We start from the raw sequence: 11492 nt of genomic DNA, 5'->3' as shown, positions 1-11492 counted from the left end.
GTCGGCGGCGGACACGGTGGCCGAGGAGGGGGAGCAGGACGCACTGGCCGGGTATCAGGACACACCGCCCGCACCGCCCTCGGCCCGTCCGCCGCGCCCGCGCACCTGGACTCCGCCGCCGCGCAACCGGGCACCCGAACCGCTGACGCCTGCGCCCGAACCGGCGGCCCCGGCGCGCGAACCGATGGCCACGGCGCCGGACCCGACGACGCGAGCTCCCGAACCACCGGCCTCGACGCCTGAGCCACCCGCCCAAGCGCCACCCGCCCAAGCACCACCCGTGCAAGCACCACCCGCCCAAGCGCCACCCGCCCAAGCACCACCCGCGCGAGCGCCGCTCCCGACACCGGAGCTCCCCGCCCAGCCGCCGGCCCCGACACCTGAGCGGCCCGCCCAGGCGCCGGCCGCCACACCGCCCGAGCCTTCCGGCCCACCCGCACCTTCCGCACGCCCGGCACCGCCCCCATCCACCCCCCACGACCGCGACCTCAGCGCACCCCCCGGCGCCGAAATCCCCAGCGACCAGGCCCCCGTGGGCCCGGCCCACGCCCCCAAGCACGCGGGCGCGGCCGATGTCACCGAGGCCGCACGGCGTTCCGCGACACTGCCCAACTACGTGGGCGACGGTCCGCCCACCTACGACGCCGAGCCCGGCACCCTGCCGCCCGCCGACCCCGACGAGCTGACGGATCTCGTCGCGGACACCGTGCTCGACGGCGCCCGCTACGGCTCGTACACCCTGCGGGCCGGTTCGGTGCGGGGCGACTCCGCGCGTTACCGCGGCGAGGTGCGCAGGGACTCACTGCTCACCGCCCGCTTCGGCAGCGGGGACGGCGCCCTGGTCCTGGTCGCCATGGCCACCGGCGCCCGCGCGACACCAGGTGCGCACCTGGCCGCCGCCGAGGCCTGTCACTGGATCGGCCGAGCCGTCGGCCGAAGTCACGCGCGGCTCGCCGAGGACATCCGCGCGGCCCGCCGCGGCGACCTCAAGTCGGGCCTGCACCGGCTGACCGACCGCAGCCTCGGCAAACTGCGCGCGGGCGCGTCCGAGCGGGGCCTGGAACCCGAGGAGTACGCGGCCACCTCGCTGCGCTGTCTGCTGCTGCCCGCCGACCCCGAATGCCGCACCCGCGTGTTCTTCGGCGTCGGCGGCGGCGGACTGTTCCGCCTGAGGAACGGCGAATGGCAGGACATCGAGCCCAAGGTCGCCGACACCGCGGGCGAGCCCGTGGTCGGTTTCGGCTCCGTTCCCTCCGAGACCCCCGAGGGCGACCGGCTGACCATGGACCTCGGGATCACCACGCTGCCGAGCCCGTACGACGAACCGCAGGGCCCGCCCCGCGAACCCTTCCGCTTCCGCGCCTCGGTCGCCCGCCCGGGCGACGCCCTGCTCCTGTGCAGCGGCGGCCTCGCCGAGCCGCTGCGGGGCGAGGCCGCCCTCGCGGGCGTCCTGAAGGAGCGCTGGGGCGAGGCCGAGCCGCCGGGCCTCGCCGACTTCCTCGCCGACATCCAGCTCCGCGTGAAGGGGTACGCGGACGACCGCACGGCCGCCGCCGTCTGGGAGGCATGAGGACCGGTACACCGGGCGACATAACGCCCCCATGCACGGATCATGGGCTGCAGCGATCACCGCCGTACGTATCGCCGCATACGAGTACGAGGAGTGCAGACCCCATGGCCAAGCAGAACGTCGCCGAGCAGTTCGTCGACATCCTCACGCGCGCAGGCGTCCGCAGGATGTACGGAGTCGTCGGCGACAGCCTGAACCCGGTCGTCGACGCGATCCGACGCAACGCCGCCATCGAGTGGATCCAGGTCCGCCACGAGGAGACCGCCGCCTTCGCGGCCGCCGCCGAAGCGCAGGTCACCGGCAATCTCGCCGCCTGCGCCGGGTCCTGTGGCCCGGGCAATCTGCACCTCATCAACGGCCTCTACGACGCCCACCGCTCGATGGCCCCGGTGCTCGCCCTCGCCTCGCACATCCCCTCGCACGAGATCGGGCTCGGGTACTTCCAGGAGACCCACCCCGACCAGCTGTTCCGCGAGTGCAGCCACTACAGCGAAATGATCTCCAACCCGAAGCAGATGCCCCGGCTGCTGCAGACCGCGATCCAGCACGCCGTCGGGCAGCAGGGCGTCAGCGTGGTCACGCTGCCCGGCGACGTGGCCGACGAACAGGCCCCCGAGAAGGCCGCCGAGACCTCTCTCGTCACCTCGCGCCCCTCCATCCGCCCCGGCGACTCGGACCTGGAGAAGCTGGTCAAGATGGTCGACGAGGCCGAGAAGGTCACGCTGTTCTGCGGCAGCGGCACGGCCGGCGCGCACGCCGAGGTCATGGAGTTCGCCGAGAAGGTCAAGTCCCCGGTCGGACACGCGCTGCGCGGCAAGGAGTGGATCCAGTACGACAACCCGTACGACGTCGGCATGAGCGGTCTGCTCGGCTACGGCGCCGCCTACGAGGCCACCCACGAGTGCGATCTCCTGATCCTGCTCGGCACCGACTTCCCGTACAACGCCTTCCTGCCGGACGACGTGAAGATCGTCCAGGTCGACATCCGCCCCGAACACCTCGGCCGCCGCTCCCGCCTCGACCTCGCCGTCTGGGGCGATGTGAAGGAGACCCTGCGCTGTCTGACGCCGAGGGTGCGGCCGAAGAACGACCGCAAGTTCCTCGACAAGATGCTCAAGAAGCACGCCGACGCACTCGAAGGCGTGGTCAAGGCGTACACCCGCAAGGTCGAGAAGCACGTCCCGATCCACCCCGAGTACGTGGCGTCGGTCCTCGACGAACTGGCCGACGACGACGCCGTGTTCACCGTCGACACCGGTATGTGCAACGTCTGGGCCGCCCGCTATCTCAGCCCCAACGGCCGCCGCCGCATCATCGGTTCGTTCTCGCACGGCTCGATGGCCAACGCGCTGCCGCACGCGATCGGCGCGCAGTTCACCGACCGCAACCGCCAGGTCGTCTCGATGTCCGGCGACGGCGGATTCTCCATGCTGATGGGCGACTTCCTCACCCTCGTCCAGTACGACCTGCCGGTGAAGGTCGTCCTCTTCAACAACTCCTCGCTCGGCATGGTCGAGTTGGAGATGCTCGTGGCCGGCCTGCCCTCGTTCGGCACCGGCAACAAGAACCCCGACTTCGCCGCCGTCGCCCGTGCCTGCGGCGCGTACGGCGTGCGGGTGGAGAAGCCGAAGCAGCTCGCGGGCGCGCTCAAGGACGCCTTCAAGCACAAGGGCCCCGCGCTCGTCGACGTGGTCACCGACCCCAACGCGCTCTCCATCCCGCCGAAGATCAGCGCCGACATGGTGACGGGCTTCGCGCTCTCCGCCAGCAAGATCGTTCTGGATGGAGGGGTGGGCCGGATGCTCCAGATGGCCCGTTCCAACCTGCGCAATGTGCCCAGGCCTTGATAGATGAGGGCGCGGCCCGGCGGCGTGTCGAGATCATGTGGGGCGTGTCGGTGGGCCGTACGAGTGGACTAGGGGGCAGGGCGGCGGAGTCCGGCGATCGGCGCGGAAAGTGTCATTGAGTGATCGTCACACTTTCTCCACAGAAAGGCCCCTGCCACTCATGACCGCCTACCGCCGTGTCTCCGCTGTCGCCGTCGCAGCCCTCCTCATCTCCGGCATCGCCGCCCCGGCCGCCATGGCCGCCACCCCCGACCGCGCTCCGGCCGCCTCGGTCGTCGCGCCTGGGCCCAACACCGTGCTCGTCGGCGCGGGTCTCTCCCTCGACCTGGAGGACCTTCTCGACCTCGAAGCCCACGGCATCGTGGCCGTAGGCCTCAAGGGTGCCGCCGTCGTCGACGGCGAGGTGAAGCTCAAGGTCGGCAAGAACAGCGTCCTGACGCACAAGAACAAGAAGATCGTCGGCGGCAAGGTCCTGCTCCAGGGCGGTGTCGAGCTGCGCAAGGGCGGCAAGAAGATCGTCGTCTCCGACGTGGCGGTCGACATCCGCACCGGTCTGATCACGGCCAAGGTCGGCGCCAAGGTCGGCGTCGGCACGGTCGTCCGGCTCGGTTCGGTCATCAAGGCGGACGAGGTGCACGCCGAGCTGCACGAGAGCACCAGCAAGGCCACGCTGTCCCTGGCGACGGACGGCATCGCGCTCAACGCCTCGGTCCTGGCGGACCTCGGCGCCCGGATCGGCGCGTGCGTCGAGGTCGACGCGGACACCGTGGTCGACGCCGACCTCGACGTGGTTCTCGACCTCGCGGTCGGCTCCGTCGTCGACGTCGACCTGGTCGCCGCGCTCGGTCTCGACGTCGCCCTGGGCCTCGACCTGGACCTGGGCATCGACCTGGACGCGATCCTGGACCTGGACCTGGGTCTCGACCTGGACCTGGGCATCCTCTAACCAGCCCGCGCGTCACCCCTTCCTGTGCCCGGTCCCGCTCCACGCGGGACCGGGCACAGGGGCGTCCGGGCTCAGGCCCGTCGTCGAACCCCGCCCGCACCCCGACGCCCGGCAGCCACGCTCAGGCGGGCCGCAGCCGCAGCGTCACGATCTGGAACGGGCGCAGGGACAGCGTGAGCCCCGTGGCGTCCGTCTCGGCCGGGCCCACCGGCCGTTCGAGCAGGTCCGTCACCTCCGCCCGCGCCACCGGGAACGACGCCGTCAGGCGGGCCCTGGCCCGGCCGCCGCGCGACTCGTAGAGCCGTACGACGACATCGCCGCTGCGGTCCTCGGCGAGCTTCACCGCCTCGATGGCGACCGCCGGGTCGTCCACCGTGATCAGCGGTGCCACCGCCGGCGCGTCCGCCACCCGCAGCGGCAGATTGAGCGCGAGGCCCTCGGCCACCGCGTCCCCGGTCGAGGCGTTCACGAGCAGTGCGTACGTGAACCGGTGCGTGCCCAGATCCGTCTCGGGGTCGGGGGAGTGCGGGGCCCTCAGGAGCGTGAGGCGGACCGTGGTCCCCAGGCCCTCCTCGTGCGGGGTGCGGGTGACGTCGTGGCCGTACGTCGAGTCGTTGAGCAGCGCGATGCCGTAGCCCTCCTCCGCCACCCGCAGCCAGCGGTGCGCGCAGATCTCGAAACGGGCGGCGTCCCAGCCGGTGTTGGCATGGGTGGGACGGTGGACGTGCCCGAACTGGATCTCCGCCGCCGACCTTTCGGCCTGTACGTCCAGCGGGAAGGCCGCCTTGAGCACCTTCTCGGACTCCTGCCAGTCGACGTCGGTGACGATGTCGAGCCGACGGCTGCCGGTCGTGAGACGGATCTCCTGGGTGATACGCGAGGCGCCGAAGGCCCGCACCACGCGGACCACGGCCCGCAGCGCGTTCGCCTCCACCAGCTCCACGGACTCGGCGGCCGTGAGGTCGGTGTGCTTGCGCCGGTAGTGCTTGTCGATGTCCCAGGCGTCGTACTCGTTGGGGTGGTCGGGGTGCAGCTGGAGCAGGTTGCCGCGGGTGCCGGGCGCGAGGACCTCGCGGTCGGCGTCCAGGTCCCGTACGGACGTGAGGAGTCCGTCGGTGCCGACGGTCACGGCCAGATGTTCGTTCGCGAGCAGGATGCCCTCGTCCGACTCCTGTGCGGTGAGCGCCGAGTCCCGGGTGTGCGCGGCGGCCACGGCGAGGCTCTTGGTGGCGAGCCCCTGGACGTTGACGTGCACCGGACCGTCCGGCGCATCGACGACCTCGCTCCGGGCGTACGGCGAGGAGTTGAGCACGGACGGTCCGGCCGGGTCGCCGAGGTGGCGTACCGCGTCGGACGTGAGCGCGTCGAGTTCGGCGAGGACCTGTCCGTACGTCTCCCGTGCCTCGCGGTGCACCCAGGCGATCGACGAGCCCGGCAGGATGTCGTGGAACTGGTGGAGCAGGACCGTCTTCCAGAGGCGGTCGAGCGCGTCGTACGGGTAGACGTACTCACTCGATCGCAGCGCTGCCGCCGTGCACCACAACTCGGTCTCCCGCAGCCGGTGTTCGCTGCGGCGGTTGCCCTGCTTCGTCTTGGCCTGCGTGGTGTACGTGGCCCGGTGGAACTCCAGATACAGCTCACCCGACCAGACCGGGGCGGCCTCGGCGTACTCCTCCTCCGCTGCCTGGAAGAACACCGAAGGCTTCTCGATCTCGACCCGCGGAGAGCCCTCCAGGGAGCGCAGCCGCCGGGCCCGCTCCAGCATCTCGCGGGTGGGACCGCCGCCGCCGTCGCCCCAGCCGAACGGGACGAGGGAGCGTGAGGCTCGGCCCTTGTCGGCGAAGTTCTTCTCCGCGTGCGCCAGTTCGCTGCCGAGGAACTGCGAGTTGTACGTGTCCACCGGCGGGAAGTGCGTGAAGACCCGGGTGCCGTCGATGCCCTCCCACCAGAACGTGTGGTGCGGCATCTTGTTCGTCTGGTTCCACGACAGCTTCTGCGTGAGGAACCAGCGCACGCCCGCGAGCTTCGCCAACTGCGGGAAGGCCGCGGTGTAGCCGAAGGAGTCCGGCAGCCAGATCTCCTCGGTCTCGACCCCCAGCTCCTCCTGGAAGAACCGCTTGCCGTGCACGATCTGCCGGGCGAGTGCCTCACCGCCCGGCATGTTCGCGTCCGACTCCACCCACATCGAGCCGACGGGTGCCCAATTGCCGTCCGCGACTGCCTTCTTGATGCGCTCCCAGATGTGCGGCTGGTGCTCCTTGACCCAGGCGTACTGCTGCGCCTGCGAGCAGGAGAAGACCAACTCGGGATAGTCGCGGGCGAGCGCGGTGACATTGGCGAAGGTGCGCGACGCTTTGCGCACCGTCTCGCGCAGCGGCCACAGCCAGGCCGAGTCGATATGCGCGTGGCCGGTCGCCGAGACGCGGTGCGCGCTGGCGGCGGCGGGCTTGGCGAGCTCGCCGGACAGTGCGGTCCGCGCGGCCGCGGCCGTGCCCGGTACGTCATGCAGATCGAGCGCGTCCAGCATGTCCTCCAGGGCGCGCAGGATCTCGTGGTGCCGCGGCCGGTCGGCCGGCAGCTCCCGCATCAGCTCCGAGAGCACCTCGATGTCCAGGACCAACTGCCATACGTCCACGTTCAGTACGGCGAGGTCGGCAGACGCGAATCTGTAGATGGGCCGATCCCCTGCGGTCAGGATGTCGCCCAGGTGCGTGGGCGTGAAGTCACGCAGGACGGCCGGGTTCGCCGCCGCCTCGAACAGCAGATGCACCCCCTCGCCGCCCTCGGCACGCTCCGCGACGGTCAGATGCCGGTTCCGCGGGTGAATCCCCTTGAGCGGTACCCCGTTCGCGTCGTACAGCATCCCCTCGGCCTGGAACCCTGGGCCGTCCCCGCTGAACCCCGGGTCGACGACCACCTCCACATGCCGGCCCGCCCACTGCGCAGGTACGGCGCCCTCCAGGCGGAACCAGCTGGTGGACCAGGGGCTGCCCCATGCGGTCCCTGTCGCAAAGGGGACATAGGCGGCCTCCAAGGCCTCGCCCACCGGCACCGGCTCGCCCGGCGCATGCCATACGGAGAGGGAGAGAGGCACCCGCTCCCCGTACTGGGCGGGGCGGATGAACTGGCGCAGGGCACGTTCCAGACGCCCTTGCACCAGCTTTCGGTCGTCGTGCATCACGGCTCCTGTTCGATTGCCGGTCGGCTCACACGCGCTGCTCCTGATGTTCCCCGCTTCCCGCCCGAAGGTCCCGATACGCCGCGCCCTGCGCTTAGTTGAGGAATCGACATGCGTGGTGCCCGGGATGGACGGGAATGCATCCCGTGAACCTGTTCGAGCGAGCAGGGCAGCCGGAAGTACGTGAGCGAGTACGAGCAAGGACGCAGAAGGGGAGCAGCCATCGGCGCACGGGGCGGGGTCATGACAGGGCAGGCAAGGCAGCGGTCGGCCGGCAGTGCCACGGCGCAGGGGGAGAAGGCATCACTCAGGTGCAGACTCGGACGCTCCGATCTACGGGCGGTCCCCGAAGTGCGCCGCGCGTTACGGGAGTTGCTCGCACAGTGGGGCAAGCCCGGACGCTCGGACGTGGCGGAGCTGCTGACCAGCGAGATAGTCACCAACGCACTGGTGCACACGGAGTACGACGCGGTCCTCACCGCGACCGTGGAGCCCGAGCGGCTACGGGTCGAAGTGCGGGACTACACGGACCGCAGGCCCAGGGCGCGGGTACCGCACGCCGACGACGGTACGCGCACCAACGGCAGGGGTCTGCTGCTCGTCCAGTCCCTGGCGGACGCCTGGGGTGTCCGCCCGTACGGATCGGGAAAGGTGGTGTGGTTCGAACTCGACAGCGGCCCGGCCTGATCCGACGCGGGACCGGACCGCCGCACGAAGTGGGGGCGCCCCGAGGGGCGCCCCCGACTGTTGTGACGCTCAGCCGAATTGCTGCTCCAGATCCTTGAGCTTCTGCTCGAGGGAGTCCAGTCGTGGAAGCGTCTGGGTGTCGTCCTCCGCGGTGAGGTCGACGGGGACCGGACCGTCAGTGGCGGTCACGGCCTGCAGGGAGGGCCGGGTGCGTACGGGCAGTTGCTCCGCACTCGCTATGGCAGGCTCCCCGACGGACTGCGGACTGCCGGCGCCCGGCGCGACCGCCTCGACCTCGAGCCGATTGCCCGTGCGGCGGCCGCCGTTGATGGCATGGCCCCGGCTCACGGCCTTGAGGCGGGCGCGCTCCATCCGGTCGTGCTCGCGCCTGCGCAGCCGGTTCTGCTCCTTGTCCTTGCGGTCCTCGCGCACCTCTTCGACCGCCTCGTCCAGGGTCCGTACGCCTTCGAGCAGCATCAGCGACCAAGCGCCGAAGGTCTCCCGCGGCGCACGCAGCCAGCGCACGATACGGATCTGCGGCAGCGGACGCGGCACCAGCCCCTGCTCGCGCAGCGCGGCCCGGCGGGTCTGCTTGAGCGCACGGTCGAAGAGCACCGCCGCGCTCAGCGACATCCCCGCGAAGAACTGCGGCGCGCCCGCGTGACCCAACCCCCTTGGCGCGTGCACCCAGTTGAACCAGGCAGCGGCGCCCGCGAAGGTCCACACGAGCAGGCGCGAACCGAGCGCCGCGTCGCCGTGGCTGGCCTCGCGTACCGCGAGGACCGAGCAGAACATCGCCGCGCCGTCGAGGCCGAAGGGGACCAAGTACTCCCAGCCGCCGGACAGGTTGAGGTTCTGCCGGCCGAAGCCGACCAGGCCGTGAAAGGAGAGTGCGGCCGCGACGGCGGCACAGCAGAAGAGGAGAAGGTACGAGGCCGATCCGTAGATGGCCTCCTTGCGCCGGCGCCGCTCCTCGCTGCGCTCCCAGGAGTCCTGCTCCGCCGCGGCGGCCTTCGCGCCGGCCCGCTTGCCGCGCGTGAGCACCGCAACCGCGACCAGCATGCCGAGCAGCAGCACCCCGCCGGGAAGCAGCCAGTCCAGCGATATGTCGGTCATTCTCATCTGGGTCCCTTGCGTCTGCACTGACGGCGTTTCGGCGACATCCTGGCGCAGAAGCGGAGGGGCTCAGGGGCGTTTCCGGGCAAGAGAACGCCAAGGGGGTCCAAGGGGCTACGGATGGGTGGTTTCTGGTCGAACTGCCGTGCTGTCCGGGCGAGTTGCGTTCGAGTAGTCCCACTCCATCGGGTGGTTCAGCGGGAGTTGCTTGCGCTCAGCTTGACGATCCGTTCGGCATCGCAGGTCCGCGGGCACGTCACGCAGGTGTCGTCGGGGCGCAGCGTGTAGAAGAGGCAGCAGCTCGCACGGTCCCGCGTGGGCAGCGACTCGCCGTTCGGTCCGGTGAGCTCACGGAACGCGGGCGTCCCCACGTACGGCTTCGTCGTGCCGGGGAGCAGCTCCTCCAGCTCGGCCATCGCGCGACGCTCCTCGCCGAGGAGATGCGCGATGTACCAGAGGCCCTCGACGATCTCGTCGGTCGCCATGCCCCACAGCGCGCGCGGCCCGCGTCGCATCCGCGGTCCGAAACCTTCGAGCACCGGACCCAGGTGCTCGGCGACCGCCGCACGGACCTCCGCCATCAGCGCCGCCTCGTCGGGCACGACCCGTGCACCCGGCGAAGCGGCCAGTGGATCACCCGGCAGGCAGGCGAACTCCTCGATCCGTACGGCCATCTTTCCGAGCGTGCGCTGGAAGGTGACGTTCGCCACGGGCAACCGCGGCACCCGGCGTCTGAGGAACCACGGGACGGTGATCAGCAGACAGACCGGCCAGGCGTAGCGATGCAGGCCGAAGCTGGCGATGACGTCCGGGCGGGCCTGCTGCCCGTAGTCCCGGAGCACCTGTGCGTCGTCCCAGGCAAGAAAGGCGTCGAGAGCGGCCCCGCCTTCCGCGAGCCGGGCGGCTGCGACCCAGCCACCGCCCTGCGGGGCCTGCTCGCCGTCGCCGAGTTCGTGCACCACGAGTCCCCCGAACACCTCGGTCAGGCGCGCGTACGCATCCGCGACAGCCGAAGGGTTGAATTCAGGGGTGTATCCCGAAGGGATTCGAGTAGGGCGGTGGTGGGCGACGGGTGGGCGTACGGCGCCTGGCAGGGCGGCATCAAGGGACATGCGGGGACCACCGAATCGCGATCGTTAGCAGGTAAGCCTTACCTTACCCTGAGGATTCGATGTTTGAACTGCGGGTGGCCCGCGCGGGTCAGTGACGCCCGCGGGCCGAGGTGCAGGGCTTTTCGACAGGGGCGCACCGAATGCCTATCTTCTTACGTGGGCCGAGCGGCCCGGAGGACAGGATGGCGGGGGAGGTGGCCCACGTGGAGCAGGCGCGCACACGAGGCGTCGCCGAGCCGGCGTACCCGGCCGCCGCGCGCATCCCCGCCCAGATGACCCGCGAGCAGACCCGTGGCGAGCCGGCCCGTGGCGCGCAAGGCGGCGGCGAGCAGGTTCGGGGTGAGCAGGTCCGTGGTGAGCAGGTCCGTGGTGAGCACACGCACAGCGAGCCGGCGGCGCCGATCCCCGTCCAGCGTCATTCCGTACGGGGTCAGATCCTCGAAGCCCTGCGTGCCGCTCTCGTCGGCGGCGAGCTCGAGCCGGGCGAGGTGTACTCGGCGCCGGTGCTCGCGGCCCGCTTCGGGGTGTCCGCCACTCCCGTACGCGAGGCCATGCAGCAGCTGGCCCACGAGGGCGCCGTCGAGGTGGTGCCCAACCGCGGCTTCCGCGTCGCCGAGCGCAGCGCCCGCGAGCTGGCCGAACTGATCGAGATCCGCTCGCTGTTGGAGGTCCCGGTGATGCTGCGCCTCGCGCGCACCGTGCCGGCCGGCCAGTGGGCCGCGCTGCGGCCGCTCGCCGAGGCGACCGTGACGGCGGCGGCGCGCGGGGACATCGCCGCCTATGTCGACGCCGACCGCGCCTTCCACGGCGCGATCCTCACCCTGTCCGGCAACCAGCAGCTGGTCATGGTCGCCGACGATCTGCACCGCCGCTCCCAGTGGCCGCTCGCCACCGGGCCGGTGCACGTCCGCCGCGCGGACCTGATCGCCGACGCGGCGGAGCACACGGCACTCCTGGACGCGCTCGTGGCGCAGGACCTCACGGTGGTGAGCTCGCTGGTGCGGGAGCACTTCAACGGGGCGCAGTAGCTGCGCGG

8 protein-coding genes are annotated in these 11492 nt (G+C 71.1%); 5 read left to right on the top strand and 3 right to left on the bottom strand.

All coding sequences use genetic code 11. The features are described 5' to 3' along the window. Positions 1–532: 532 nt before the first annotated feature. From ABT367_RS13065 to ABT367_RS13055, 3 genes are all read left to right on the top strand, one after another. Positions 533–1570, top strand: a complete 1038-nt coding sequence (locus tag ABT367_RS13065; RefSeq protein WP_352252585.1) for a protein phosphatase 2C domain-containing protein — start codon at positions 533–535, stop codon at positions 1568–1570. A 104-nt stretch (positions 1571–1674) separates the two neighbouring features. Beyond that, the gene (locus tag ABT367_RS13060; RefSeq protein ID WP_352252583.1) at positions 1675–3417 is read left to right on the top strand and encodes a pyruvate dehydrogenase; all 1743 of its coding nucleotides are present in this window, start codon (positions 1675–1677) and stop codon (positions 3415–3417) included. A gap of 160 nt (positions 3418–3577) precedes the next feature. Next, a complete protein-coding gene (locus ABT367_RS13055) occupies positions 3578–4363 on the top strand; it encodes a hypothetical protein (protein ID WP_352252581.1) in 786 nt (261 codons plus the stop codon). A gap of 121 nt (positions 4364–4484) precedes the next feature. On the opposite strand, the gene ABT367_RS13050 is transcribed toward ABT367_RS13055, so the two are convergent. After that, entirely contained in the window at positions 4485–7541 is a 3057-nt protein-coding gene (locus ABT367_RS13050; RefSeq protein WP_352252579.1) for an alpha-mannosidase, read from the bottom strand. A 243-nt stretch (positions 7542–7784) separates the two neighbouring features. On the opposite strand from ABT367_RS13050, the gene ABT367_RS13045 reads away from it, so the two are divergent. Next, positions 7785–8228 carry an ATP-binding protein gene (locus ABT367_RS13045; RefSeq protein WP_352252576.1) on the top strand — a complete coding sequence of 148 codons (444 nt, stop codon included), beginning with the start codon at positions 7785–7787 and terminating at the stop codon, positions 8226–8228. 69 nt (positions 8229–8297) lie between these two features. Here the strand turns inward: ABT367_RS13045 and ABT367_RS13040 are convergent, their stop codons facing one another. Both ABT367_RS13040 and ABT367_RS13035 read right to left on the bottom strand, forming a co-directional pair. Continuing rightward, the gene (locus ABT367_RS13040) at positions 8298–9350 is read right to left on the bottom strand and encodes a DUF2637 domain-containing protein (protein ID WP_165336155.1); all 1053 of its coding nucleotides are present in this window, start codon (positions 9348–9350) and stop codon (positions 8298–8300) included. Between the two features lie 188 nt (positions 9351–9538). Continuing rightward, positions 9539–10456: a (2Fe-2S)-binding protein gene (locus tag ABT367_RS13035; protein ID WP_352252574.1), complete on the bottom strand. Its 918-nt coding sequence runs from the start codon at positions 10454–10456 to the stop codon at positions 9539–9541. Positions 10457–10659: 203 nt separating this feature from the next. Here ABT367_RS13035 and ABT367_RS13030 point away from each other — a divergent pair, with 203 nt between their 5' ends. Continuing rightward, the gene (locus tag ABT367_RS13030) at positions 10660–11484 is read left to right on the top strand and encodes a GntR family transcriptional regulator (RefSeq protein WP_434975457.1); all 825 of its coding nucleotides are present in this window, start codon (positions 10660–10662) and stop codon (positions 11482–11484) included. The last annotated feature ends 8 nt before the right edge of the window (positions 11485–11492 follow it).

The organism is Streptomyces mesophilus, from assembly GCF_040300965.1.
Taxonomy (GTDB): domain Bacteria; phylum Actinomycetota; class Actinomycetes; order Streptomycetales; family Streptomycetaceae; genus Streptomyces; species Streptomyces mesophilus_A.
The sequence above is the reverse complement of the archived record's forward strand: the minus strand, read 5'-3'. Positions and strand labels throughout refer to the sequence as shown.